24 protein-coding genes and 1 pseudogene are annotated in these 26,737 nt (G+C 61.3%); 17 read left to right on the top strand and 8 right to left on the bottom strand.

What is annotated here, in order from left to right; translation table 11 throughout:
* Genes glnQ through glnH form a run of 3 tightly spaced genes read right to left on the bottom strand, consistent with a single transcriptional unit; the run spans window position 1 to window position 2,165 of the window.
* Entirely contained in the window at window positions 1-738 is a 738-nt protein-coding gene (gene glnQ / locus AB4Y40_RS38100) for a glutamine ABC transporter ATP-binding protein GlnQ (RefSeq protein WP_368692250.1), read from the bottom strand.
* Entirely contained in the window at window positions 735-1,391 is a 657-nt protein-coding gene (gene glnP, locus AB4Y40_RS38095; protein ID WP_368692249.1) for a glutamine ABC transporter permease GlnP, read from the bottom strand. The genes glnQ and glnP overlap by 4 nt, the downstream gene beginning before the upstream one ends.
* A 27-nt stretch (window positions 1,392-1,418) precedes the next feature.
* Window positions 1,419-2,165: a glutamine ABC transporter substrate-binding protein GlnH gene (gene glnH, locus AB4Y40_RS38090; RefSeq protein ID WP_368692248.1), complete on the bottom strand. Its 747-nt coding sequence runs from the start codon at window positions 2,163-2,165 to the stop codon at window positions 1,419-1,421.
* A gap of 305 nt (window positions 2,166-2,470) precedes the next feature.
* Between glnH and AB4Y40_RS38085 the strand changes: the two are divergent.
* The 7 genes and pseudogenes from AB4Y40_RS38085 to AB4Y40_RS38055 form a co-directional block, all read left to right on the top strand.
* Window positions 2,471-2,836, top strand: a pseudogene (locus tag AB4Y40_RS38085) (SDR family NAD(P)-dependent oxidoreductase); the annotation flags it as partial.
* 309 nt (window positions 2,837-3,145) lie between these two features.
* Window positions 3,146-4,114: an ABC transporter substrate-binding protein gene (locus AB4Y40_RS38080; protein WP_368692247.1), complete on the top strand. Its 969-nt coding sequence runs from the start codon at window positions 3,146-3,148 to the stop codon at window positions 4,112-4,114.
* 111 nt (window positions 4,115-4,225) lie between these two features.
* Entirely contained in the window at window positions 4,226-5,740 is a 1,515-nt protein-coding gene (locus AB4Y40_RS38075; protein WP_368692246.1) for a sugar ABC transporter ATP-binding protein, read from the top strand.
* Window positions 5,737-6,777 (top strand): ABC transporter permease, encoded by a 1,041-nt coding sequence (locus tag AB4Y40_RS38070; protein ID WP_368692245.1) that lies wholly within the window; start codon window positions 5,737-5,739, stop codon window positions 6,775-6,777. The genes AB4Y40_RS38075 and AB4Y40_RS38070 overlap by 4 nt, the downstream gene beginning before the upstream one ends.
* Window positions 6,774-7,853, top strand: coding sequence for a galactofuranose ABC transporter, permease protein YjfF (yjfF, locus tag AB4Y40_RS38065; RefSeq protein ID WP_368692244.1), 1,080 nt, complete (start codon window positions 6,774-6,776; stop codon window positions 7,851-7,853). Before AB4Y40_RS38070 ends, yjfF begins: the two co-directional genes overlap by 4 nt.
* A 45-nt stretch (window positions 7,854-7,898) precedes the next feature.
* Window positions 7,899-8,897 (top strand): hypothetical protein, encoded by a 999-nt coding sequence (locus AB4Y40_RS38060; RefSeq protein ID WP_368692243.1) that lies wholly within the window; start codon window positions 7,899-7,901, stop codon window positions 8,895-8,897.
* A 97-nt stretch (window positions 8,898-8,994) separates the two neighbouring features.
* A complete protein-coding gene (locus tag AB4Y40_RS38055; protein WP_368692242.1) occupies window positions 8,995-10,551 on the top strand; it encodes a methyl-accepting chemotaxis protein in 1,557 nt (518 codons plus the stop codon).
* A gap of 23 nt (window positions 10,552-10,574) precedes the next feature.
* Here AB4Y40_RS38055 and AB4Y40_RS38050 read toward each other — a convergent pair whose 3' ends face one another.
* From AB4Y40_RS38050 to AB4Y40_RS38030, 5 genes are all read right to left on the bottom strand, one after another.
* Entirely contained in the window at window positions 10,575-10,979 is a 405-nt protein-coding gene (locus AB4Y40_RS38050; protein ID WP_368692241.1) for a RidA family protein, read from the bottom strand.
* Window positions 10,969-12,105: a DSD1 family PLP-dependent enzyme gene (locus AB4Y40_RS38045; RefSeq protein ID WP_368692240.1), complete on the bottom strand. Its 1,137-nt coding sequence runs from the start codon at window positions 12,103-12,105 to the stop codon at window positions 10,969-10,971. Before AB4Y40_RS38045 ends, AB4Y40_RS38050 begins: the two co-directional genes overlap by 11 nt.
* A 4-nt stretch (window positions 12,106-12,109) precedes the next feature.
* A complete protein-coding gene (locus tag AB4Y40_RS38040) occupies window positions 12,110-12,787 on the bottom strand; it encodes an HAD-IA family hydrolase (RefSeq protein WP_368692239.1) in 678 nt (225 codons plus the stop codon).
* Between the two features lie 118 nt (window positions 12,788-12,905).
* On the bottom strand, window positions 12,906-13,811 hold the full coding sequence (locus AB4Y40_RS38035) for a LysR family transcriptional regulator (RefSeq protein WP_368692238.1): 906 nt from the start codon (window positions 13,809-13,811) through the stop codon (window positions 12,906-12,908).
* 85 nt (window positions 13,812-13,896) lie between these two features.
* On the bottom strand, window positions 13,897-14,574 hold the full coding sequence (locus AB4Y40_RS38030; RefSeq protein WP_368692237.1) for a TetR/AcrR family transcriptional regulator: 678 nt from the start codon (window positions 14,572-14,574) through the stop codon (window positions 13,897-13,899).
* Window positions 14,575-14,772: 198 nt separating this feature from the next.
* Between AB4Y40_RS38030 and AB4Y40_RS38025 the strand changes: the two genes are divergently transcribed.
* The 10 genes from AB4Y40_RS38025 (at window position 14,773) to AB4Y40_RS37980 (ending at window position 26,706) form a co-directional block, all read left to right on the top strand.
* On the top strand, window positions 14,773-15,183 hold the full coding sequence (locus AB4Y40_RS38025) for a Zn-ribbon domain-containing OB-fold protein (RefSeq protein ID WP_368692236.1): 411 nt from the start codon (window positions 14,773-14,775) through the stop codon (window positions 15,181-15,183).
* Window positions 15,180-16,352 (top strand): thiolase family protein, encoded by a 1,173-nt coding sequence (locus AB4Y40_RS38020; RefSeq protein WP_368692235.1) that lies wholly within the window; start codon window positions 15,180-15,182, stop codon window positions 16,350-16,352. The genes AB4Y40_RS38025 and AB4Y40_RS38020 overlap by 4 nt, the downstream gene beginning before the upstream one ends.
* Before the next feature lie 3 nt (window positions 16,353-16,355).
* Entirely contained in the window at window positions 16,356-17,222 is an 867-nt protein-coding gene (locus tag AB4Y40_RS38015) for a xanthine dehydrogenase family protein subunit M (protein ID WP_368692234.1), read from the top strand.
* A gap of 7 nt (window positions 17,223-17,229) precedes the next feature.
* A complete protein-coding gene (locus AB4Y40_RS38010; protein WP_368692233.1) occupies window positions 17,230-20,175 on the top strand; it encodes a molybdopterin cofactor-binding domain-containing protein in 2,946 nt (981 codons plus the stop codon).
* Window positions 20,176-20,179: 4 nt separating this feature from the next.
* Window positions 20,180-21,427 carry a CaiB/BaiF CoA transferase family protein gene (locus tag AB4Y40_RS38005; RefSeq protein WP_368692232.1) on the top strand — a complete coding sequence of 416 codons (1,248 nt, stop codon included), beginning with the start codon at window positions 20,180-20,182 and terminating at the stop codon, window positions 21,425-21,427.
* Window positions 21,428-21,441: 14 nt separating this feature from the next.
* Window positions 21,442-23,007 carry an alpha/beta fold hydrolase gene (locus AB4Y40_RS38000; RefSeq protein ID WP_368692231.1) on the top strand — a complete coding sequence of 522 codons (1,566 nt, stop codon included), beginning with the start codon at window positions 21,442-21,444 and terminating at the stop codon, window positions 23,005-23,007.
* Entirely contained in the window at window positions 22,995-23,648 is a 654-nt protein-coding gene (locus AB4Y40_RS37995) for an SRPBCC family protein (RefSeq protein ID WP_368692230.1), read from the top strand. The genes AB4Y40_RS38000 and AB4Y40_RS37995 overlap by 13 nt, the downstream gene beginning before the upstream one ends.
* A gap of 151 nt (window positions 23,649-23,799) precedes the next feature.
* Complete coding sequence (locus tag AB4Y40_RS37990; RefSeq protein ID WP_368692229.1) at window positions 23,800-25,086, top strand: MFS transporter; 1,287 nt, start codon at window positions 23,800-23,802, stop codon at window positions 25,084-25,086.
* 64 nt (window positions 25,087-25,150) lie between these two features.
* Complete coding sequence (locus AB4Y40_RS37985; protein ID WP_368692228.1) at window positions 25,151-26,296, top strand: porin; 1,146 nt, start codon at window positions 25,151-25,153, stop codon at window positions 26,294-26,296.
* Between the two features lie 26 nt (window positions 26,297-26,322).
* The gene (locus AB4Y40_RS37980; RefSeq protein WP_368692227.1) at window positions 26,323-26,706 is read left to right on the top strand and encodes a BON domain-containing protein; all 384 of its coding nucleotides are present in this window, start codon (window positions 26,323-26,325) and stop codon (window positions 26,704-26,706) included.
* Window positions 26,707-26,737 lie beyond the last annotated feature (31 nt).

Genomic DNA, 26,737 nt, shown 5'->3' with positions numbered 1-26,737 from the left:
TCATTCAACGTGTTGAAGGAAATCGCGCAGGCGCTGATTCGGCGGATTGTCGAGCAGTTGCGCGGGCGGCCCGTCGACGGTGATATGGCCGTGCTCCATGAAGACGAGCCGCGTGCCGACCTTGCGCGCGAACGTCATTTCGTGTGTCACGACGACCATCGTCATGCCTTCTTCCGCCAGCGACTGCATCACGCGCAGCACTTCCTGGCGCAGTTCGGGATCGAGCGCAGAAGTCGGCTCGTCGAACAGCATCAGCTTCGGCTTGACGGCCAGCGCACGCGCAATCGCGACGCGTTGCTGCTGGCCGCCCGACAACTCGCTCGCATAGTGGCCGACGCGGCCCGCCAGGCCCACTTTGGTGAGCAGCTCGTGCGCGAGCGTTTCCGCCTCGGCCTTGCTCATGCCGCGCACCTGACGCGGACCGAATGCGACGTTTTCGAGCGCCGTCAGTTGCGGGAACAGGTTGAACTGCTGGAACACCATGCCCGCTTCGCGGCGAATCTCGCGCACTTTCTTCGAGCCGCTGAGCACGCTGATGCCATCGACGATCAGATCTCCGCCGTCGATCTGTTCCAGCGCGTTGATACAACGCAGCAGCGTCGACTTGCCCGAACCCGACGGACCGATCAGCACCACGACTTCGCCTGCGCGAATGTTCAGATCGACGCCGTCGAGCACGGTGGTTTGACCGAAGCGCTTCGTGACCTGCTTGAACTGCACCATGTCGAGCGTGCTCATAGTATCCGCATCCTCCTTTCCATCGTGCGCAGACAGAACGTCAGCACGCCGATCATGCACAGATAGATCGCGGCCACGGCCGTCCAGATTTCAACGGCGCGGAAATTCGCCGCCATGATTTCCTGCCCCTGACGCGTGAGTTCACCGACGCCGATCACGATGAAGAGCGACGTATCCTTCAGGCTCACGATGAACTGGTTGCCGAGCGCAGGCGTCATGCGGCGAATCGCAACGGGCCCGACGACGAATCCGAGCACGCGCCACATCGGCATGCCCAGCGCGAGTCCCGCTTCCTTCAACCCGCGCGGCACCGACAGGAACGAGCCGCGCACGATCTCGGCGATATACGCGCCCGAATTGACGACGATCGATACGATTGCGGCCGTCAACGCATCGACGCGCACGTTGAGCAGCACGGGCAGCGCGAAGTAGATGAACATCACCTGCACGACGATCGGCGTGCCGCGCACGAACTCGACGTACGCAAAAGCGATCTTCTGCAGGAAAACATTCCCGTACGCGCGCATCAAGCCGAACAGAAAGCCGACCGCAAGGCCCCCCACAAGGCCCGCAATGGTGATGAGCACCGTCAACCGTGCGCCCTGCAACAGCGCCGGTAACGCATCGACGACGACTGACAGATCGAACTGCATGACTTGCCTCCCGCAGCCGTTGCGTTATCAGGACTTCGTCGGCTCGACGCCGAACCACTTCTTGTAGATCGCCGCATAGCGGCCGTCAGCCTTGATCTTCGCGAGCGCCGCGTTGACCTTCGGCACGAGCGGGCTGCCCTTCGGAAAGCCGATGCCGTATTGCTGCGCCATCATCTGCGGACCGACCGCCTTCACGTGACCCTTGCCCGCCGTGTTGATGTAGTAGAGAACGTTCGGCGTGTCGTGCATCGCAGCGTCGACGCGGCCGGTCTGCAGTTCCAGATACGCGTTGTCGATGTTCGGGAACTGGCGCAGATCGGTGCCCGCGAAGTGTGCCTTCGCGTAATCCGCCGCCGACGTGCCCGTCTTGATCGCGAGCGACTTGCCCTTCAGGTCGTCCGGGCCCTTGATCGCACTGGCGGCCGGCACCATCAGCGTGAAGCCGCTGTCGTAGTAGCCATCGGAGAAGTCGATCACTTTCTTGCGCTCGTCCTTGATCGTGATGCCCGCGAGCGCGACGTCGACGTTATGGGTTTGCAGGGCCGGCAGGATGCCGCTGAAATCCATAGGCTGCAGCTTGTAGTCGAGCTTCAGGTCCTTCGCGATGGCTTCCCACAAGTCGATGTCGAAGCCGACGTATTTGTCACCCTGCTTGAATTCGAACGGCACGAACGCTGTGTCGCAGGCGACCAGCAAGGTCTCGGCCCGAGCGGCATGACCGAGGACGGAAACGGCGACGAGTGCAGCCGCGGCGAGCTTTGCTACGAGTTTCATGATGGCCTCTACAGGGGTGGGTTGACGAACGACGGCAAGTGGATTTGCGTCGAGTATCTTCGCGCAATTTAATTTGCGCAATAGGGGTGTGCGCAATTTGACTTGCGAATCGGGTTTACCCTGGAAGCGCTGAGTGGGTTAGACGTGTGGCTTGTTGGCAGCGCGCAACTGGCGCAGGTTGTCGAAGGCGGTGCAGCAGCGAATCGGGCGAGCCGGGTTGAATGAAGCGAGACCGGCGTCGGCGTCACTCCTCGAGACACCCACGCAGCGTTCGCGCGAGCCGGGCGGCCTCAGCCGCGTCGGCAATGTTCGCGAACCCCATCACAAGGCCGCGCGGCGTGTGCTCATTTCGCAGTCTTGACTATTGCATCGTCGCGACCGCACGCTCGATCAAGCCATCGGACGATGCGGACGTTCTTGCGGTTGCCGGTGACATTGGCGATCCGGCAACCGCCCGCCGCGTTATTTCCGAGGGCGTCGCGCGATTTGGCCGGATCGGCACGCTGGTCGACAACGCCGGCATCTCCATCGGCAAGCCTTTCACCGAACACACTGCCGAAGACTACGCCGCAGTGATGAACGCGAATATGGCGGGCTTCTATCACATCACGCAACTCGCCATTGCCGAAATGGAAAGGCATTCGAGCGGCCACGTGGCCAGCGTGGACCAGGCGTGGAAAGGATAGGTATTTACACCAATGCCAAAACGTGTATCGGGGAAGGCGAATTTTTCATTAGAAGGTTATCGGGCTTCTCCATAGACTGTGCCGAACCCAGTGATCGAGCGCTGTCCGGAGGTAAGGGGCCGGGTCGACGGCGTTCTTGCCTTACCCAATTGCCAGGAAATTCAAATCTAACGACACAAAGGGGGAGCGGAATACTTGCGTTTTGCCTAATGCATCCATTCGATCGGTGATTCGAACAGCGTCAGGCTGTGGCGAAAAATAGCAATTAGAAACTCGTACATCGGAGACAGAATAATGAAGCTGGTCAGAAAGATCGCACTGCGTACGATGGTGGGAGCGGCGTTCGCGCTTGCTGCCGGGACAAGCGCATTCGCGCAGGGCAAGCCGGTTACGCTTGGGTTCTCCCAGGTGGGCGCCGAGAGTGCATGGCGCACGGCGAACACCGTGTCGGTGAAAGCGGCAGCCAGGGATGCCGGCATCAACCTGAAGTTCTCGGACGCTCAGCAGAAGCAGGAAAACCAGATCAGGGCGATCCGCTCGTTCATCGCGCAGAAGGTTGACGTTATTGCGTTTTCGCCTGTCGTCGAGTCGGGCTGGGAGCCGGTGCTCGAAGAGGCGAAGCGGGCAAAGATCCCGGTCGTCCTCACCGATCGCGCGATCGACGTGAAGGATCCTTCGCTGTACGTGACGATGATCGGCTCCGACTTCATGGAAGAAGGGCGGCGCGCCGGTCACTGGCTCGAGGAGCGTTACAAGAACGAGCCGGGTCCCATCAACATCGCAGAGCTGCAGGGGACGGTCGGTTCCGCGCCGGCCAACGACCGTCATGCGGGCCTGATGGAAGTGATCAAGAGCGATCCGAAGTTCAAGGTCATTGCCTCGCAAAGCGGTGACTTCACGCTCGCGGGCGGCAAGCAGGTGATGGAAGCGTTTGCGAAGACGTACGGCAAGAAGATCAACGTGGTCTATGCCCATAACGACGATATGGCGCTCGGCGCGATCCAGGCCATGGAAGAGGCAGGCATCAAACCGGGCAAGGATGTCACGGTGGTTTCCTTCGATGCGACGAAGGGCGGCTTCCAGGCCATGGTGGACGGGAAGATCAACGTGGACGTCGAATGCAGCCCGCTGCTCGGTCCTCAGCTGATGGCCGCGGTGAAGGACATCGTGGCCGGCAAGCAGGTTCCGCAGCGCATCGTGACCGACGAAGGCATCTTCCCGATGAATGTCGCCGCGCAAGTCATGCCGAGCCGCAAGTACTGATCCGCACGTCATACCCCGCCGCTGACGGGCGCGTTCGGGAGGGTCACTCCCGAGCGCGCCGGCTCGTCCCCGACACCCTTGGCGAGGCCGTCCGCGGATCTCGCGAACACCATGAAACCTTCACCCATCCTCGAAATGACCGGCATCGACAAGACGTTCCCGGGCGTCAAGGCGTTGCAGCAGGTCGATTTTCGGCTGTATCCCGGTGAGATTCACACCTTGATGGGCCAGAACGGCGCGGGCAAATCGACGCTCATCAACGTGCTCACCGGCGTATTCGCACACGATAGCGGCGAAATCTGCCTCGCCGGGAAGCCGGTGCGCTTCACGGCGCCGCTCGACGCCGAAGCCGCCGGGATCCAGACGCTGTATCAGGAAGTGAACCTCTGCCCGAACCTTTCCGTGGCGGAGAACATCTTCGCCGGCCGGCACCCGAAGAGGCGCGGAGCAATCGACTGGAAGGCGATCAACCTGCAGGCGCGGGACGCGCTGGCCGCGCTGGATCTCTTCATTGATGTCACGCACTCGCTGGACTCCTACCCGATTGCGGTCCAGCAAATGGTGGCCATCGCGCGCGCCGTCTCCGTCGACGCGAGCGTGCTCATTCTCGACGAACCGACTTCAAGTCTCGATGACGGCGAAGTCGCGCGGCTTTTCGCCGTGCTGCGCCGCTTGAAGGAATCGGGAATGGCGATTCTGTTCGTGACGCACTTTCTCGAGCAGACCTATGCCGTATCGGATCGCATCACCGTCATGCGCAATGGCGCACGAGAAGGCGAGTACCTGGCAAAGGACTTGCCCGTCGACGTGCTGGTCGCGAAGATGACTGGCCGGGAAGGCATGAACGAGGCGATGAAGGCAGGCACATCGGACGGTCCGCACCCGGATGCAGCGTCCACGCCTTTTCTTTCCATGCAGGGTGTGGGTCGGCGCGGGTTGATGAGTCCCGTCGATCTCGACGTGTGCCCTGGTCAGATCGTCGGCCTGGCCGGACTGCTCGGTTCTGGCCGCACCGAAACAGCGCGGCTGGTGTTCGGCGCCGAACGCCCGGACACCGGGACGATGCTGATCGACGGACATCGCGCCAGGCTCACTTCGCCGCGAGACGCGGTGCGACATGGCATTGCCTATTGCCCGGAGGATCGAAAAAAAGAAGGCATCGTCGCGGCGTTGTCGATCCGGGAAAACATCGTTCTGGCGTTGCAGGCACGACGTGGATGGTGGCGCATGCTGAGTTACACCCGCCAAAGAAAAATGGCCGATCAATACATCGCGCAACTCGGGATCAAGGCACGCGACGCAGAGCAGCCCATCGGTTTGCTTTCGGGGGGAAACCAGCAAAAGGTGCTGCTCGCCCGCTGGCTCGCGACCGAGCCAAAACTGCTGATTATGGATGAGCCAACCCGCGGCATCGACGTTGCCGCAAAGTTCGAGATCATGGACCGCGTGCGTTCGCTTTGCGCGAAGGGCCTCGCAATTCTCTTTATCTCTTCTGAAATGAGCGAAGTGGTTCGCGTCAGTCACAGGATTGCGGTCCTGCGCGACCGTCGCAAGGTCGCCGAGATTGCGGGCGATCGCCTCTCGGAGGATCAGGTGTATCAACTCATCGCAGGAGGCGAGTCATGAAGGCGGTTCACGCGCTGATGCGGCACCAACTGGTGTGGCCTGCCATCACACTCATCTTGCTGATCCTCCTGGACGTGGCGCATCGCGCAAGCTTCCTCTCGGTGACAGTCCTGGACGGTCACCTTTTCGGCGCGCCGATTGATATCCTGAATCGTGCTGCGCCGCTTGTGCTGGTCTCCCTCGGAATGACGCTCGTTATCGCGACGCGCGGCATCGATATCTCGGTCGGAGCAACGGTGGCGATTGCCGGCGCGGCCGCCGCGATCATCCTCGAGGCGGATCCGTCGCACGTAGGCATGGCGCTTGTGGCGGCGATTGCCGTCGGACTGTTGGCCGGGATGTGGAACGGTCTGCTTGTCGCGCTCGTCGGGATGCAACCGATCATCGCCACACTCATTTTGATGGTCGCAGGGCGGGGCGTTGCACAGCTGCTGACAGGTGGCCAGATTATTCCCATCGGTGCACCGGGCTACCTCAGGCTGGGTGATGGATATCTGGCGATGGTTCCCTGCTCGGTCTGGATCGCGGTCGTCGTGACGCTGGCGCTCGCGCTTCTGGTGAACCGCACCGCACTGGGACTCTTCGTTCGCTCCATTGGCGTCAACCCTGTCGCAACGCGGCTGGTCGGGCTGCGTTCCGGTGCGATCGTCTTCGGCGTGTACGTCATCTGCGGGCTGATGGCGGCGATCGCCGGGATCATCTCCAGTTCGAACGTACGGAGTGCTGATGGAAACAATGCGGGACTGTTGCTCGAACTCGACGCGATTCTGGCCGTGACGCTCGGCGGCACGTCGTTGCTTGGCGGCCGCTTCAGTCTTGGCGGCACGGTGCTCGGCGCATTGATCATCCAGACGTTGACCTACACGACCTATTCGATCGGTGTGCCGCCGGAAGCAACGCTCGTTGTCAAGGCGATTGTCGTGGTCGTAGTGAGTGTCATTCAGTCCGAAGTTGCGCGCGCGCTGGTCGTCAAGCAGGTGAAACATCTTCTTTCCCCGGCGCGCGAACGCGCATCCACCGGAACGAGTCCATCATGAGAAAGCTGACTGGCCGGCTGGCCGATCCGAGAACGCTGCCCATCGTCGCAACGGTCGTGCTGTTCGCTGCGCTGTTCGGTTTTGGTTCCGTCATGTACACCGGTTTCTTTTCGATGCAGGTATTGACGGGCCTGTTCGTTGACAACGCGTTTCTGCTTGTCGTGGCGATTGGCATGACGTTCGTGATCCTGTCGGGAGGTATCGACCTGTCGGTCGGCGCTGTGGTTGCCCTGACCACGATACTGTGCGCTGTGGGCGCGCAGTGGCTGCACTGGCCCATCTGGGTCGTCGTGCCGATCGTGCTGGTTTTCGGCGCGCTTTACGGTGCGGCGATGGGAACGTTGATTCACTTCTTCCGCCTGCAGCCATTCATCATCACGCTCGCGGGCATGTTCCTGGCCCGCGGCACATGCTTCCTGATCACGACGGAATCCATCACGATCGACGAGCCGACGTTCCATGCTGTCGCGTCGCTGAATATTCCGGTCGGCGGCGGCTCCCTCAATGCCGGAGCGCTGGTTGGCATTGCGACGCTCGGGGTCGCCATTTTCATCGCGCACTTTACGCGCTTCGGGCGCAACGTCTATGCGATTGGCGGCAATGAGCGCTCTGCGCTCCTTATGGGCTTGCCAGTCGCAAGAACGAAGATCGCCGTGTATGCGCTCAGCGGCTTCTGCTCGGCGCTGGGCGGCGTGATCTTTACGCTGTATGTGCTTTCCGGGTACGGACTGCAGGCACAGGGGATGGAACTCGATGCGATCGCCGCAACGGTGATCGGCGGAACGTTGTTGACCGGCGGGGTCGGCTATGTAATTGGCTCGCTGTTCGGCGTCGGCATCCTCGGCACCATCCAGACGCTGATCACCTTCGACGGCACGTTGAGTTCGTGGTGGACGCGCATCGTCATCGGCGCATTGCTCTGTGTGTTCTGTTTGCTGCAGCGGATCATCGAGCGGCACGCGGGTCGACGCCGCAAGGGCGGCGCGGATCTCGCGCCGACCTCGGCCGGGCCGTCACACGGTGGGCAGCGGGGGCGGGACAAGCGTGGCAGCGGTGATCTCGTCACGACGACCTGATCGTTGCAGGTTGGTATTCAGTCTGTCTGAACGAGAGGGGAAAACATGCTCGAGCTGCGGGAAACGGATTTACGAAAGCCAGCCTTCGGGGAGGCGGTGCGACCTGGCGAGCCAGAGCAGGGCGCAGCCGGGAAGGCGTATCGGCAGACGCTTTCGAACGCCTATCTGAGGCTCGACATAGAGGCAGGGCGCCACGGCGGGATTGCGCAACTGGAGTGGAACGACCGCGGCGTGTGGACGCCCGTCTTTCGACAGGCGGAGCGGCGAGGGCATGGAGTGGCTCCGCGTCGACTATCGTGTCAACCGTCGATCTGGGTTCAGAACGCGGCGCAGGACATCGAGGCAGCGGCGCCGTCGCCGGGGTCGCAGCCAATCGGCGCAAGTCGGCGAGCTCCAGTGGCCGATGTTGCTCCAGATGTTGCACTCATGGGTGACTGGAAACTCGACCCCACTGGGGAAAAATGTCTCCGCCTGAAAGCCGAAGTCTCAGATCGCTATAAGGCGGTCCAGACATACGAGCTTGACGGGCCGACACTGGAAATCGCCATTGAACTCGAAAATTCGGGACACACGCCGCTACCGTGCGAAATCGAGGTCAGTCCGGTCCTGGTGCGGGATTCGGATACCCGCATCAGCGCACCGGCGGGCGGCATCTGGATTGCGCGAGAGAACGGAAAAACTCCCAGGCTCGTTCCGGCTCCGTTCGCGTGGCAATTCGGGGTGACATACCCTTTGCCGGGGAAGGCGGTTGACCACGCATTCACTGGCTGGGGAGGGAGGGCGCTGGTCGAATGGCCGGCGCGACAGTTTTCTCTCGCGATCGTGGGAAACACGGACTGCTATCGCCTTCGCGCCTATCCGGAAGACGATTCGTTTTCGTTCCAGGTGATGAATGATCAGTCGGAACACCGCTACATCCGCGAAGGCGATGGCGTGCGCGGGCTTTCGGTTCTTGCTGCGGGACAAACGCTCAGCCGTCGGGTGAGCTTCACAGTCGAACGTCTCGCGTCTCTGACGAGGACCGCGCGTTACTCGACGGAGTAGCGGCTTATTCCAGCTGGAATCTTTTTCTATTAATAGAAAGTCATCACGGCCCGCTTGAGAGGTCTATTTGACACATCATGAATCGGGGGGGGGAAACATGCTCAAGGGGCTCAGTATCAAACGCGGGCTGACCTGCGTAATTTCGGTGTTTGTCGTCATCCTTGCCTTGACGAGTTCTGCGGGCATTCTGGCGCTGAAGTTGAACAACGACGCGCTGCGAGCGATGTACGAAGTCGATACCGGTTCGCTGGTCGCGCTGAAGACCAGTGACGCCTTGCTTCAGCGTGCACGCGTTTCGCTCGACAGCTACCTTTCGTTGTATGGTCTGGGCGACCCGGAACCGGAGCTGCTTTCGGGCGCGCGACAGGATCTAAAGGATTCCGAACTGGAATTCTCGAAGTATCTTTCACTGCAATCGGGCGCGGACTCCGAGGCGGCGAGGCAGCTGGCAGGGCGCCGCCGGTCGGTCCTCGACAAGGCAATCCTGCCGGCGGCCGACGCGCTCAGCCAGATGGATTTCGGCCGCTTCAAGGAGCTCCAGGGGAAGGCGACACAGGATGCGGTGGCGTCTTATCAGAGCGCGATGAAGGCGCGCGAGAACGCGGTCGTCGACTTGCAACGGGAACGTTTTGCGCAGGCGCAGTCGCGCTTTCATTCGATGGTCGCCATGCTTGCCGCAACGGCGATCGTCGCACTTGCCGTGGGAATATTCGCGAGGCGGATCCTCGTCGGCATCGTTGTGCGCCCTGTCGCTGAAATCAAGGGGCATCTCGCGCGCATTGCCTCAGGCAATCTTCAGGGGGATGTGCTCGCAGAATCCCGGAACGAGATGGGAATGCTCATGGCGGACGTCAGGACAATGCAGGACGCGCTGGTGCGAACTGTCCGGAGCGTTCGCGGCGGAACGGAAACCATCAACGTCGGCGCACAGGAGATCGCCTCCGGCAGCGCAGATCTTTCCCGGCGAACCGAGCAACAGGCCGCTTCGCTCGAGCTTGCGGCCGCGAACATGGCGCAGTTGACGCGGGCCGTCAAGAAAAACGCGGAGACCGCCAATAGCGTGAGTCGACAGGCATTGGTAGCTTCACAAACCGCATCTGCCGGCGGCGAGGTGGTTCACGAAGTCGTCCGGACGATGCAAGGCATATCGGTGCATTCCAGCAAGGTTGCCGAAATCGTGGGCCTGATTGAAAGCATCGCCTTCCAGACCAACATTCTGGCGCTGAATGCCGCCGTCGAGGCGGCACGCGCTGGAGAACTCGGGCGCGGTTTTGCGGTCGTCGCGAGTGAGGTTCGAAGTCTCGCTCAGCGAAGTGCCCAGGCGGCAAAGGAGATCAAGCAGTTGATTGACGCGACGGTCGGAAAGATCGACGAAGGTTCACTGCTCGCGCAAAAGGCAGGCACGATCATGACCGAGGTCGTGTCGTCAGTCACAGCGGTAAGCGGCTTGATGGCGGAGTTGCATCGGGCTACGCAGGAACAGAGCCACGACATCGAGCAGGTGAATGGCGCGGTCGTGCAAATGGACACGACCACTCAGCAAAACGCAGCGCTTGTCGAGCAGGCTGCAGCCGCAGCCCAGTCGCTCAAGGAGCAGGCCGCGCTGCTCGACGATGTCGTTTCGGAATTCAAGCTTGCATCGGGTACGTCGTGACTCTGCCACGAGCACAAGCAACCTTACAGCACTGCCGTCGCTTCGATCTCGATCTTGAAGCCGAAGTGGAGCGGCCCCGTCGGCACGATTGTGCGTGCCGGCCGCGCCTCGCCCGCCCAGCCCGCGTAGATCTGGTTGAAACTCGGCCAATGTTCGATATCGTCGAGATAGACGCGAACCTGGACCAGTTGCGCGATGCTGCTGCCTGCGCCTTCCAGCGCGACCTTGAGATTCGCCAGCACCTGCTCTGCCTGCACTTCGAACGACGCGTCGGTAAGCTTTTGGCCCTGCGGGTCGATCGGCAACTGACCGGAGACGAATACCAGTCCGTTTGCGATCGCCACGTGACTATAGTGGCCCCCCGGGGGACGCAGGTTCAGCGGGTTTTCCGTGCGCGGCAATCGCGTGCCCGATTCGTTACCAGCCATGAAAGCGGCTCCATACGGTTGTTTCGCCATCTGCGGATAGCGCTTGATACTCCGGGAACTGCGTACCCGTCGCGCAGGCGTGATTGGGCAAGATACGCAGCTTCGTTCCGATCGGAAAGCGCGTCGCGAGGCTCGTGGTTTGCTGAGTCTCATGAGCGGGCGACAGAATGCCGTGCTCCTGGTTTGCGCCGCTCAAAACCCAGTCGGTCAAGGGCGTGCCATCGAGACTGCAGGGCAGACCATAGCCGAAATCTTCCGCCTGCCGCGACGTCCCGCGGTCGCGGCTCATCGCCATCCAGCCTGCGTCCACGATCACCCAGTCTTTTTCCGGCTGATGGCCGATGACCGTCGTGAGCACGCTCAACGCGATGTCTTCGCTCGAGCATACGCCGATGTTGCGCATCACGAGATCAAAAAAGACGTAAACCCCCGCGCGCACTTCGGATACGCCATCGAGTTTCCCGGCGGACAACGCGGTAGGTGTCGAACCGACGCTCACCGCGTCACAAGGGAGGCCCGCCTCACGCAACCGTTGCGCCGCGCGAACACAGCCCGAGCGTTCCTGCTCGGCGAGCGCAGACAACGCGTCGGGCGTGTGAAGTTCGTAGCTGGATCCCGCGTGCGTCATCACGCCGCCGAGCTTCACGCCGCTGTCGTGCAGAATGCGCCCGACCTCCAGCAACGCATCCTGTTCCGGTGCGATTCCTGAGCGATGCCCATCTGTATCGACCTCGATCCAGACTTCGAAGGCTTCCCGCTGCGCAGCGCAAAACTTCGCGACCTCTACCGCGGCGCGCGTGTTATCCACCACCAGCTTCAGATCGCAGCCCCGTTGTCTGAGCGCCATCGCTCTTGGCAGCTTCGACGGCGCGATACTGACCGCATAGAGAATATCGGTCACGCCAGCCGCAAAGAACGCTTCCGCTTCCTTCAGCGTCGATACCGTGATGCCGTTCGCGCCGGCCGCCAGTTGCGCCCGCACGACCTCCAGACATTTGGTCGTTTTCACGTGCGGGCGGAACCTCACGCCGAGCGCGTTCATGCGCGACTGCATGCGCGCAATATTCCTGGCCATCCGCGGGATATCGACCACGGCCGCGGGGGTATCGAATTCATCGAGTTTCATGATTTCAGGCGGTCAGGTTGTTGTGCGCCGAAACGTCAAACCGGCTGCACCAGGGCACAAGGGCTTCCAGTGTCGGCGCCTCGATTTCAGGAGGCGGCGCACCTTCTACCAGGGGCAGGGCAACCCGGTTGTGCCAATAGGTCCGCAAGCCGACCGCGGCGGTGCCGAACATGTCGTAGCTCGATCCGGCGACGAAGACGGCTTCCGAAGCCGTCACGCCGAGCACGTCGAGCGCCAGGCGATAGGGCGTCGGATCGGGTTTGTAGGTGCCGGCTTCTTCGGCGGTGATCACTGCATGCCATTTGACGGGAATGATTTCTGCCGCCTGGCGGCCAAGTCGTATCGAGCAGTTGGTTACGATGGCGATCTTGCAATGCGATTGAAGCTGTTGCAATGCCTCGACAGCACCGCTCCACGGGGTCAGTTGAAGCCAGTCCGCCTCAAGCGCGAGTGCGGCGGATTCGGGCAAGCCCACGTGCGCCGCGGCCTCCTTTACCAGCTGTTCGTAAGCGACATAGCGCCCGCACCCGTAGGTTAGACGCAAATACTCGGCGCGCCACGCACGCCCCGCCTGTTCCGAGCCTGCGGAACGGTTCCAGAGCGTCCACGAGTCGAGCAGTGCAGTCAGGAGATCGAAGAGGACCGCCTTCGGATAGCCGGTCGTTGAAGATGGATTGCTCATGAGCGAGGCCTCCACGTGGTTCGTTCATGGCATCAAGTATAGAGTTCGATCAGGCGCCGGGAATTCAGTCCCACGAAATCAATCATTCAGAAAGAATGAATGTCTTCCGAGGTGAAGGCTAGCTTCGCCACGGCGGCTGTGGCCGAAACTGCGCCTGCAGATATTGCATGAATTGCCGGGTGCGGGCGGGCAAGCCGGCGCGATTGTTGGTGAGTGCGATCACATCGGCGTCGTGCGCCTTCCATGCAGGGAGCAGCCGCACGAGGTTTCCCTTCGCGATATCGCCGGCAACGTCCCATTCCGAGCGCAGAATGATGCCGCGGCCCTCGCACGCCCATTGGCGTATCACCTCGCCATCGTTGCAGGTCAACTTCGACGACACGCGGATGCTGCGCGCCGTACGGCCCTTGCGGAACTGCCAGAGCGACGCGTCTTCGTTGTTCTCTCGCAGCACGATACATGGCAGTTGGGCCAGATCGTCGGGGGTTTCCGGGCTCGGAAAGCGCTTCAGAAACGCGGGGGATGCACACACGAAGCGTGCATTCGGCGCAATCGCATAGCCGATCATGTTGGACGCAGGCAGCTCGCCGATGTGAACCACGATGTCAAAGCGGTCGGCGGACTCGGTCAATGGTTGATCGGTGAGCGTCAACTCGATGTCGACGTCGGGGTTGCCTTGCTGGAAGCCGGACACGACGGAAGCGAGATAGCGCCGCCCGAAACCTAACGGCGCGCGAACCCTCACGGTGCCGACGAGCCCACCGCGGCGGGCGCGCAAATCCTCGAACAGCGTGTCGAACTGTGTCACCAGGTGCGCGCCGCGTTGACACAGCAGCATTCCCTCTTCCGTGAACCGTAGGCGGCGAGCGCTGCGGTCGACGAGGCGGATATCGAGCTTTCTTTCGATCTGCTGCAACCGCTGCGTGACCGCTGGTGGCGAAAGCCCAAGCTTTCTCGCTGCTGCAACGAGGCTGCCGGCTTCCTGGATGGTCAGCACGAAGCGAATGTCATTGGAATCGCTCATGTCGGTCTCGTCGCAGGCGCGGCTGCAATCGTTGTCTGGTAGACCCCGCAGCGCGAGGGACGCAGCGGCATCGCTGCGATGCGATTCATTGCACTCGATATCGCGCCAGGAAAGTGCAAACGGCGCTCTCGACGATGCGTTCTACCTGAGTGTCGGACAGGGCGTAATCTGTTTGCATCAGGCGAGGATAAAAAACGGTCTCGCCCAGCATGCCAATGAACTCCGCGCGTGCAAGCTGCACGTCGGCAACACGCAGCTCGCCTTCGTCAACGCGCCTTTGCAACCAGGCGTCCGTAATATCGCTGAATAAATGCTTCGCAAGTTGAAAGCGGGCGCCCACGGCGGGAAAGTTTCGCACTTGCCCAATGATCAGGCGCATCGCGGAAATCAAACGCGCATCCGAAACGAGCTCGCAGAATGCGCGTCCAATTTCGCGCAGACCCGGTTCGACGTCGTTGGGCACGACATGATCTTTCCAGCTCGAGAATAGCTGATGGATCAAATGGTCCACCGCTTCGACGAACAGCGTTTCCTTGCTGGGAAAATGTTTGTACAGGGTCGCGTATGACACTGTCGCGCGATCGCCAATGGAATCCATCGTGGCCGCGTCATATCCGCTTTCCAGGAACGTTGCGATTGCAACCTCCAGGATCAGCGCACGCTTTTCCCTGCTAACGCGCTGCTGATATCCCTGTACGCCGTCCGTCGAGGAAGCCTCTCCCCGCGAGATGGGCTTCTTCCTTCCTGTCTTCGCTATTTCCACTCACCAGCTCCAAAACTATCGGTCTGGAAGGCATTCTGCCCCCCGTTGGCAAAAATCGCCAGCAAGCGAGACTGCGGGCGGTCTTTCGGCATCGGCCGCAGCGGCCGTGCCGGGTTTTCCCTACCTTTCTAGTTGCCGTTGACTACTATAGTGTAATACACACTACACCATCGAACTCGAACAGAAATGGGAGCCAGCGTGAACGGTTTCAGACGATTAGGCACCGCCTCGGTGGTGAGAGGCGGGAAGGGCTGGTCTTTACTCGGAGCGAAGTGCTCCGCTTGTGAAGCGCCGATCTATCCGGTACTCACCGTGTGCCCGCACTGCGGCGGTCGTGACTTCGTTGCGTTGCCGTTGCCGGCGATCGGCACCCTCTACTGCCATAGCGTGGTGCATATGGGACCCAGGGGCGTCGACACGCCCTATATCGTCGGCTATGTGGACTTTAGTGACGGCCTGAGGGTCTTCGGGCGCATCGAAATGGAAGTTGGCGCCGTCCAGACGGGGCAGCCACTCGAATTGCGGGTGAAACCAGCAAACAAACGAGCAAGCCAGTTCATCTATTTCTTTGCCGCACCCGGCGAAGGTTCCCGGCAGGCAGGTTCATGAGCGCGACGAACGGTTTGAGGAGCGTGAGCGTCGTCGGCACAGGCATGGTTCGCTTTGGGCGTTTCCCGGAAGTCAGTCTTCCACAGCTCGCCGCGCCAGCGGTCATCGAGGCACTTGACGAAGCCGGAATCGATCGGCCGCGCATCGGCGCTATTTATTGCGGAACGGTATCCGGTGGTCCATTGGCTGCCCAACGTATCGCACGGGAGACGGGGCTGACCGGCATCGAAGCGGCGAATTTCGAAAATGCCTGCTCGTCGTCGGCGAGCGCATTCCGGCATGCCTGGCTCGCAATTGCCGCGGGGGCGGTGGATTGTGCCGTCGTGGTCGGAGCGGAGCAATTGACCCGTCTCGGCGGCGGCCCACTTGACCTGGGCGATGAGGATGTCGAGGCGGCGAACGGATTGACGATGCCGGCGCTATATGCAATGCGCGCACAGCGCTACATGCACGAATTCGATTTGTCGCCTCGCGATCTCGCGCAGATCGCGGTCAAGGCCAGGGCGAATGGCGCGCTCAACGCCTATGCACAGATCCGCAGCACCATCTCGGTGGATGAAGTGCTCGCTAGTCGGCAGGTGGCCTCGCCGCTGACGTTGCATCAGTGCTGCCCGCTGGGCGATGGCGCATCGGCGGTAGTGCTTGTGGCCTCCGACTTTCCCATTGCGAATCGGCAAGGCGCCGTGAAGATTCTTGCGTCGCATCTGACGTCGGGGCGTTACCTGCAGGGAGGCAGGGATATGACGACTCCCGAGGTCACGATGCGTTGTGCGAACGAAACCTACGAATCCTGCGGCATCGGACCTTCCGACATCGATCTCGTCGAGTGTCACGACGCCTTCACCATCGCCGAATTGCTGTACTACGAGGCACTCGGTTTTGCCCGCCATGGAGAAGGGGCGGGTTTGATCAGGGAAGGTCAAACGTCGCTGAACGGGCGGATTCCGTTCAACCCTTCCGGCGGTCTGCTCTGCAGGGGCCATCCGCTCGGCGCGTCGGGCATCGCGCAGATCGTCGAAATAACCCGGCAGTTGCAGGGCCGCTGCGGCGCACGCCAGGTCGCGAAAGACCAGCCGCGCGGTCCGCGGATCGGGCTGGCGCACATCACCGGCGGAGGCACCTACGGCTTCGATCACGGTGCCTGCGCGATACACATTCTTGGAAGGTGAGAAGTGAAATCAGCACCCTTTACCTGGCACCGCCCGGAAAGCGTGGCGCGCGCCGTCGAGCTGCTTGCCACGCTGGACAACGCACGCATCGTCGCTGGCGGGCAGACGCTGATGCCGATGCTGGCCATGCGCTACGCGTATGTGGACCATCTGATCGACGTGAACGCGATACCCGGACTCGACGGGATAGCGTTGGAAGGCGGCGAGGTCTGCATCGGCGCACTGGTTCGCCAGCGGGATATCGAGCAGTCTCCCTTGATTCATCGATACGCGCCGCTGATGGTCGAGGCGTATCGATTGGTCGGTCATATTCAGACGCGAAATCGGGGCACGTTTGTCGGAAGCGTTTGCAACCTCGACCCGGCCTCGGAGCAGCCCGCACTCGCCGAAATCTTCAATGCGACCATCGTCGCCGTGGGACCCCGCGGAGAGCGGCGCATCCCGTTTCATGAGTTCGCGTGCGGCTTCATGACGACTTCGATCGAAGCGGACGAAATGGTGACGCAAATTCGCCTGCGCATCTGGAGCGAGCCGCACGGCTATGCGTTCGAGGAATTCGCGCGCAGGCACGGGGACTTCGCAATCGTCGGCGCCGCGGCCATGGTGTCCGTCGACGCCAATCGCGCTATCAGCCGTGCCGATGTGGTCCTGTGCGGCATTGGCAGCAAACCTTGCCGTCTGCAACTCGACGACGTCCTCCAGGGACAGCAGCCCAGCGACGGTCTCGCAAGGGTGGCCGCTGGTAGAGCAAGCCGGATCGATGCCCTTGGCGACACGAGTGCTAGTGCGGTCTATCGGCAACGCCTCGCGTCCACCGTGACCGAGCGTGCGCTTGGGCGCGCGTTCGCTCGTGCATTGAACGCAAGCTGAGGGAATCATGGATCAGAGAATCGAATTCGTAGAACAGGCAAGGATTGCCTTCGAACTGAACGGACAGGCGGTGACCTGCGACATCGACCCCAGAGTGACGCTCGGCGATTTTCTTCGTCACCAGCTTGGCAAGACAGGCACGCATTATGGCTGTGAGCATGGTGTTTGCGGGGCATGCACGGTACTGGTGGATGGACGTTCCATGCGCTCATGCCTTCAGCTCTGTGGTCAGGTCGACGGGCGGAAGGTCACGACCGTAGAGGGGCTGGCGAATGCCGACGGCTCGCTCGGCATCCTGCAGCAGGCGTTTCAGGATCGCCATGCGTTGCAGTGCGGATACTGCACCCCGGGCATGTTGACCACGCTCACGGAGTTTTTGCGGGCCAACCCCGACCCGTCCGAGGCGCAAGTGCGTGATGCGATCAGCGGGAATATCTGCCGCTGCACGGGCTACCAGGCCATAGTCGAAGCGGCGCTGCTCGCCGCAGCGCGAATGCGCGGCGAGCCCGATCCCGCTTTCGGACCGGTCACCGCACACTCGAAGAGCAGCGATGCCCCTTCGGAGTCGGCCGTGGGCGCGCGATATGTCGGCAAACCCGTCAAGCGCACGGAAGACCCCGCGCTGCTCAAAGGCGAGGGGCAATTCGTCGACGATATCCAACTTGCTGGAACGTTGCATTGCTGTTTCGTGCGCTCGTCGCACGCGCACGCCCGCATCAGGCACATCGATACGCAAGCAGCAAAGGCCGTACCGGGCGTGCAGCATGTCTGGACATTCGCCGACCTGGATGAAGCGCTGCGGGGGCCGTTGCCTGTCCTGGCGCCCACGCACATGCTCACTGAGCCGCGCATGTGGTCGCCGCTGGCTGCGGACGAGGTGTGCTACGTCGGCGAGGCGGTTGCTGTTGTCCTTGCCGAAAGCCGGTACATCGCGGAAGACGCCGCTAACCTGGTGCAGATCGACTACGAGGTACTGCCTGTTGCCGGCGACATCAGGAAGATATTCGACCCGGATGCGCCACGGGCTCACAGCGACGTTCCGACAAACCTCCTGCTCGACATGCCGTTTGCTTTCGGCGAAGTCGACTCGGCCTTTGCGAGCGCAGCACACGTGGTCAAGCGCGAGATATTCCATCATCGCGGAACTGCGCACCCGATGGAGTGCCGCGCGACCCTCGCGCGGCTCGATGGCGGCACCGGCGATCTGACCGTCTGGAATTCAGGCCAGGCGCCGCACCTCGAAAGACGTCTTCTCGCGCAAGCGCTCCGCTACGACGAAGCGAAGATCCGGGTCATCATGCCGGACGTCGGAGGGGCGTTCGGTCCCAAGGGTATCGCCTATCCGGAAGAGTTCGTCGTGGCCTCCGCGGCACTCCGCCTGGGTGTGCCGGTCAAGTGGACCGAAGATCGGCGCGAGCACTTCCTGTGCATTACCCAGGAGCGCGATCAATTGTGGGATCTCGAGATGGCGCTCGACCAGGACGGAAAGATCCTCGGCGTGCGCGGTTCCGTGGTCCACGATAACGGTGCGTACGTGCCCTGGGGCATTGTCGTGCCGATCATCGCGGTGACCTCGTCGCTGGGTCCGTATGTCGTCCCCGCATTCGACGTGAAGCTGAAAGTCGCGTGCACGAACATGGTGCCGACCACGCCGGTGCGCGGCGCGGGGCGGCCCAAAGCGGTATTCGCGATGGAGCGGATGCTCGATGCGGCAGCCGACCAGCTCGGCCTCACCCGTCTGGAAATTCGACGCCGCAATTTCGTGCAGCCGGAACAGTTGCCGTACAAAACCGGCCTGATATTCCGTGACGGTTCGCAGATGGTGTATGACTCCGGAGACTATCCGGAGACCCAGGAAAAGGCGGTCGAGCTTGCCGGTCTGGACGCGTTCCGCGCCCGCCAGGAGCACGCGCGTGCGCAGCAACGGTATCTCGGGATCGGCTTTGCCAACTACGTCGAAGGTTGCGGTCTCGGTCCCTATGAAGGGGCGGAAGTCACGTTGCAAAACGACGGACGCATCCACCTGGACGTCGGTGGCGCCGGCGCGCAGGGACAAGGCATGAAAACCATCTTTGCCCAGATAGCGGCCGATCAGCTCGGTGTCGAGATGGATGCAATCACGGTCGTCGTCGGCGATACGGGCAAGCTTGCAATGGGCGTCGGGACATTCGCGAGCCGGATCACCGTCAACGCCGGAAATGCCGTTCACATTGCATGCGGCAAGCTCGCCGGAAAAATCAGGGCGCTGGCTGCGAACGCCCTTCGTGTTCCGCTGGATCAGATCGAGGTCGCGCGTGGCGTCGTAGGCGCGCGAGGTCAGCCGGAAAGGGCGTTGCCGCTCGGGAAAATCGCTCAGATGTCCTATGGGATACCTGGGTTCACGCTTCCTGAGGGGCTGGATGCAGGCATGACCGTCACGCATTATTTCTCCCCGAAAGCCAGTGTCTACGCCAACGGAACGGCGTTCGCGGAAGTCGAGGTGGATCTCGGGACGGGCTACGTAAAGGTCTTGCGTTATGGCGTTGCGCACGATTGCGGGAACGTGATCAATCCGATGCTCGTCGAGGGGCAAGTGATTGGCGCGATTTCCCATGGGATCGGCAACACGCTGCTCGAGCGCCATGCGTACGACGAGAATGCCCAGCCGCTTGCGACGAATTTCGCCGAGTTTCTGCTGCCGACCGCTCTCGACATGCCATCCCGCATCGCGATGGCGCATCTCGTTTCGCCCTCGCCAAACAACCCGCTTGGCGCCAAAGGCGCAGGGGAGGGCGGGACGATTCCTGCATCCGCGGCGATCGTCAGTGCCATCGAGGATGCGCTGAGCCGTTGGTCTATCCGTTTTGACGAAACCCCCGTGCTGCCTGAAATGATCTTTGAACGTCTGCATGCCGCCGGCGCCTACAGCGACATCGCCCTCTCACACACCTCGAACGAAGAACTTGCAGGATAACGATATGGACTCTGGAAAAACTGGTCCGCTGAGCGGTGTAAGGGTTCTGGACCTCACGCAGTTCCTGTCGGGCCCTTTCGGAACGCAGATCCTCGGTGACCTCGGCGCCGAGATCATCAAGATCGAGCCGCCGGCGGGTGAACTTTCACGCGGCGTGCCTCCCCATTTCGTAGAGGGAGACAGCGCCTACTATCTCGCGGTCAATCGCAACAAGAAGAGTGTCGTCATCGACCTCAAGACCGCGAGGGGAGCGGAACTCGTCCGGGAGCTGGCGGCGCAATCCGATGTCCTCGTAGAAAACAATCGCCCCGGTGTGATGGAGCGGCTCGGGCTCGGTCAAGCGGCGCTTCGCGCGAGCAATCCGCGGCTCGTCTATTGCAGTATCAGCGGCTTCGGACAGACCGGCCCGGACAGGGATCTTCCCGCTTACGACATGATCGTGCAGGCGATGTCGGGGGGCATGAGTCTGACTGGAGAGCCCGGGCAGGCACCCGTTCGCGCTGGTATTCCGATCGGCGACCTTGCGGCCGGCATGTATGGCGTGATGGGCATACTCGCTGCGCTTGTCGAGCGCCAGACTACCGGCGAAGGACGGTTCGTCGATGTGTCGATGCTCGATGCGCAAATCGCCATGCTTTGTTATCAAGGCGCCTATTATCTGCTGTCGGGCGAAGTGCCGGAACCACAGGGACGAGGCCACGATTCGATACCGACTTACCGCTCGTTCGAATGTGGCGACGGCGTTTCACTGGTCGTGACCGCCAACACCGAACGTATGTGGGCCGACCTGTGCAAGGCAGTCGGTTTGCCACACCTCGTCCACGACCCGAGATTCAAGGATCCGGCCGAACGCCTCGCAAACAAGGTGGCGCTATGGGAATCACTGGAGGCGCGCTTCCGGTCCGAACCCGCGCAGAGTTGGCTCGATCTGCTGAATTCGGCCTCGATTCCGGCCGCTCTGGTCAAGACAGTGGATAAGGCACTGAACGCCTCGCAAGTCGCGCACAGAGACATGCTCGTCGAGCTTCGCAGCCGAGCGGGATCCCATGTGCGCGTGCCCGGCAATCCAATCAAGCTCGATACTTCGGGTCCTGCCGGTGCGAGTTACCCACCCCATCTGGGGGAGCATACGAACGCCGTGCTTGGCGAGTACATCGGCCTCGATATCGACGAACTGAGGTCACTTCAGAACCAGGGGGTTGTTCGGCAGTTCGTACCGGGCATGCCATCACCCGGCGTGAAATCGCGATGAACGTGGAGACCAGAATGCATGAAAATCTTCTGCTGAAGATGAAGGGGCATGTTCTGCATATTGCCCTGAACAGCGCTGACGGCAGGAACGAGCTGGATCACGCCATGTTGCGAGCGCTCACAGAAGTGATCGGCGACCCTCCCGAGAGCACCGTGGCAATCGTGTTGTCCGGGGAGGGCGAGAACTTCTGCACAGGCCGGGCCGCATCGCCGCCGCCGGCACTTGCCCCAATGGAAGATCCACGCCCCGCAATCAAGGAACGGGGGGCGGCGCCTATTCTCGCGCTCTACGAGGCCATCCGTTCGAGTGCGGTACCGGTTGCCTGTTTCGTCAAAGGGCTTGCTTCGGGTTTGGGTTGCGCAATCGTTGCAGCGAGCGACTATGCAGTCGCCGACGTGCGTAGCCAGTTCGAAGCCAACGAACTGGAGAAGCAGTTTGCTCCTGCACTGCTGATGTCCGTGCTCATCGCGCGGGTTCATGTCAAAGCAATTTCGCGCCTGGTTTTGACGGGCCGGCCCATCGACGCGACGACCGCTCTGGAGTATGGGCTGATCGGTGCAGTCGTCGCTCCCTGGGAGCTGGACAACGCGCAGGACGAGTTCATCGCGTTCATGAACAGCCGGGCGCCGCAGGCGTTACGCGGAGTCAAGACCTTCTTGCGGGAATCGGCCGGTCCGCATACGCCAACGCTCGCCGCGCTTGCCGCCGATGTTCTGGCGGACTCGATCGCGGCTCGCCTCGAGGCGACAGCGCCGTTCGTGCCGTCCCACGACAAGCGGTTTCTGAGCGTCGACGGCGAGCGCATTGCCTATTTCGACATCGGCAACGGGCCCGCGGTCGTTTTGCTCCATAGTCTCGGTACATCGAGCGCGCTGTGGGACGACATCCTGCCCGCACTCACCGCGAAATATCGAGTCGTGGCGATAGATGCCCGAGGTCACGGCGACTCGACGAAGCGAAGCGCGTGGAATGCAGACGCGGTTGCCGGCGACGTCGTCGCGGTGACGGGGGCCATTGGTCTCGACCGTTTTGGCCTGGTGGGCATCTCGATGGGGGGACTCACTGCAATCCGCGTTGCCGCGAAGCTGGGTCGACGCGTGGCTGTCATGGTCTTGTCGAGCGCTTACGCAAGCGTTTCAGGACCGGCCGTAGCCAGGCGGCTCGCAGCAACCGAAGGGATGTTGAAAAAGCTGCCAATGCATCTCTTTGCGCGCATGTACGTGGAGCAGACCCTCCACAGAAACACGGCGTATCCGAAGCGGGAGCGACTTGCCCAGCAGATTGCGGCCATCGCTTCTACCGATTACCTGGAAATATTGCACGCCATTGCCACGGACGATGTGTCCAGTCTGCTGTGCGACATCGAAGTCCCGACGCTCGTGCTCAACGCCGAACTCGACGGGAGTGTACCCAGAGCCGTATCGGCGCGGTTGACGCAAGGAATCCGGGGCGCGGAGGAACGAACGCTGCGCGCTGCCGCGCACCTTGCATGTGTCGACGCGCCCGATGCGTACGCGGAGGTGTTATTGGGCCAGTTTGAGCAATACACGGATGAAGGTGGAGAAGTATGGAGATCGTAAATCGCTTTTCGGTCGACTCGACGATCGAGAGTGCCTGGAACGCACTACTCGACGTACCGCTGGTGGTGTCCTGCTTTCCCGGTGCGACGCTCACGGACACACTCGGCCAGGACTCGTACAAGGGGCTGATTCGCGTCAGGCTGGGTCCAATCGCGATGGAGTTCTCCGGCCTGGTCACCTTGAGCGCCCCGTTGGGCGACGCGTATACGGCGACCGTTGAGGCCATATGGCAGGAGACCAGGAACCGCGGATCGGCCAATACGGTGACCACGTTTTCTCTATCTCGCCTCAGTGACGCCGCCGGCACCCAGGTCGACGTTCGCACCAGTGTGCAGATGGCGGGGCAGGTGGCGCAATACGGCCGCGGGGTTGGAATCATCAACGCCGTATCGGAACAGATGGTCCGTCAATTCGCGGCTAATTTGCTGGAGAAACTTGCGGACCGGCAGACTGAAGCAAGGGTGCCCCGGGTCGACACAGACGCGTTCGCTTCGACAGCCACTGGAGAAAGAGAACCTGTGGCGGCAACACGCCGTGACAACGCTGCGGGCTCGACGAACGAGATTTCCGTGCTCGGCTTGCTGTGGAAAACGCTGGTTTCGAAGTGCAGGCAGTGGTTTGCCAGGCCGCGTTCGTCATAGTTTTCCTGGTTGAGGTTTTTGTTCAGTCTGGTCAGGTCGTGGCAAACGGCAGCCGCTTCTACTGAGCCTTGTCATGCCCGATATGCGATGCCATCGAAGTGTCGGGAAGTGCTTTTCCAATCATAAGTAGTGCAAAGCAGGAGATGGGAAGATGGAAACGAAATCGACTCCTTTTGAGTCGACAGAACATGGGAGCAATGTCGGCGCTTCTGTCGTGGGCAAGGCCGCGTGGATCGTGCTTGCGTCCGCGTTTGTGGGGTGGATGTTCGATGCGATGGATCTCTACCTGTTCACCATGATCATGGTTCCGGCCCTTCACGACCTGCTCGGGGCCTCACAAGGCAGCGTCATGCGGATTGGCGGGCTCATTGTCGGCGCGAAGCTGCTTTGCTGGGGCATCGGTGGCATTCTGTTCGGTATCGTGGCAGACCGGTTCGGACGAGCTCGAGTGATGCTCGGCACGATGCTGATTTACTCGGTATTCACGGCAGCCGGTGCCTTCGCGCGAGACTGGTATCAGCTGCTCGTGTTTCAGATGCTGGCGGGCTTCGGAATCGGAGGGGAGTGGGCCGCCGGGGCCGCGCTCGTCGTGGAGACCTGGCCGGAAAAGCACAGGGCGAAGGCCGTTCAGGTGATGCAAGTTGCCAATGTGGCAGGGCTGGTTGCCGCCTCCGCGCTTGCGATCCTGCTTTCCGGCGCTGGATGGCGTTGGGTGCTTGGCGTGGGGGCGGCACCGGCACTCGCAAGCCTTGGCCTGCGTTTCATCACACCGGAATCGACGCGTTGGGAGCAGTCACGTGCGGCCGCAATGCGTCACGCAGGTCCAAAAATGGGCTCGATATCGGAGATATTTGGCAGCCCGTTGCGCCGTCGAACCCTGGTCGGAACGCTCATTGCCTCGGCAATGATGATCGGTGGCTGGGGGGCATCCATCCTCTTTCCCACCTTGCTGAGAGAGTTCTTCCCATTCGCCGGCAACGCGGAATTCACGCGACAGACGGGCATCGCTTTCATGGCGACCAATGCCGGTGCCGCACTTGGATATGCCTCGATTCTGCTCCTCGTCAGTCTGATACCGCGTGTTTCCAGACGGATCGTCTACGCGGTGTTTTGTGCCGGCGCCTGGATTGCAGTCGTTGCCCTTTTTGGAGGGGCGAAAACACTGGGGACGTTTTACTTCGCGATGCTTGGATTCGGGTTTTTCGCAATGGGCGGATTTGGCATCGTCGCTCTGTACCTGACTGAGCTTTTTCCACTCCATGTTCGCGCCACAGGACAAGGCTTCGCCTGGAATATGGCACGTCTCTTTACCGCGCTTGGACCGTTGCTCGTGTCGCTTGCATCGGCGCATCTGGGATTCCGTGTGGTGGGAATCACTCTCGCCACCGTATTCGGAATGGGATTGGCCGCGGTATTTTTCGGGCCGGAAACTGCCTGAAAAGACGACGCGGAAGTTCGCAGCGCGGCACGCATCCGCCAAAAAATATGACATTGGAGACAGCATGAAAATGAATGTGATCGTCGCCTCGACGCTCTCTGCGTGGACGGTCGCGGCACACGCGCAATCGTCGGTGACGCTGTATGGCGCCGTCGATACGGGATTGCTGTATCAAAGCGCGAATGCGCCGAATTTCCAGTCGAAAGTGAATCTCGGGCACGTGTACGCACTCAAGGACGCGGGTATTTTCACCAGTTTCTGGGGGCTCAAGGGCGTTGAAGACATTGGCGGTGGTTACAAGGTCAACTTCAGGCTCCAGGGAGCATTCGCCAGTACCAACGGGAAGTTCGGACTGTCCGACACACCGGGCGTCAGCGCAATCTTCAACCAGCAAGCGACGATAGGCATCTCCGGTCCTTTCGGCTCGATCGACGCGGGCCGTCAGTTCGTGCCGATGATATTTGCGATGGCCGACACCGACGTACGTGGCGCGCAATTCTTCGGCAGTATCCTCACCGCATGGCTTGGCATGAATCAGGCTGCAGGCTGGCAGGGCACCAGTACAAACGGAGCGATCGGTGCGTTGTACGACTCTAACGCGATTGTTTACCAGTCGCCGAAATTTCACGGTCTATCGCTGGGACTCGAATACGCGCCGGGTGGCGTCGCCGGTCAATTCCAGGGGGGCACGCGCGAATCGGCAGTGCTCAGGTATTCGAACTACGGTCTGAATCTTTCGGCTGCCTACTACAACGGCCACGACAGCAATCCGTTCACGACGACAGCGGCCGGCACGATCGTCACGGCGCCGCCCACCGGGCTCGATAACAACCGCTTTTACTATGTCGGCGCGATGTATACGTTCCACGACCTGTCGGTGTCGACGTCATACAGCATCGGCAGGAATCCAGCGAAAAGTGGTCAAGACGACTTCGAGATGATTTCCGGGGGACTCGGCTACAAGTTCACTCCTTTTCTCAAGGTTACCTCGGGCTTCTATTACCTGAAGGATCGCAACGTTTCAGCCAATCAATCGGATTTGTACGCGGTGGGTGCCGAATACAGCTTGTCCAGGACAACCATCACCTACATACAGATTGGCCACGTCAATAACCGCGGCAGGATGAGCCAGACAATCGCCTATGCCGCGCCGGTTCCCGAGGGTACCTCAAGCACCGCGGCGATGATCGGCATTCGCCACGTCTTCTGATCTCACCCCGCGCACTGGAGCATTCGATGAAGACAAGCAGGGCACTCAAGATCGCTGTTGGAATACTGGTCGGATCAGCATCCATTCACGTCTGGGCGCAGGCCGGCGAGAGCGAAGCGCGCAGCGCGTCAAAGGGCACAGTGGCCGAAGCGTCCGGGGACATGGGCGCGAAGAGCAATCGAAAGGATAATTTTGCACTGCGCCGCAAGGTCTACGCGGCGATCGCGAAGCACAAGGAGATCAACGCCGGCGACATCAGCGTGGTCGTGAAGCGTGGCTCGGTGACGCTCGACGGGACCGTGGCGGACGCCTCCCAGATTGGCGAGGCGACGGAGATCACGAAAAGCGTTGCGGGCGTGACGTCCGTGACCAACCGGCTGACGGTCAAAGAGCCGTTCGGCAGTCAGTAGGGGCGCGTGCGTGACGGTGCTTGAGCAGGTA

The sequence above is a fragment of the Paraburkholderia sp. EG287B genome, from assembly GCF_040965595.1.
In the GTDB taxonomy this organism is placed as follows: Bacteria; Pseudomonadota; Gammaproteobacteria; order Burkholderiales; family Burkholderiaceae; genus Paraburkholderia.
This window is presented reverse-complemented; position numbering and strand designations above follow the sequence as displayed.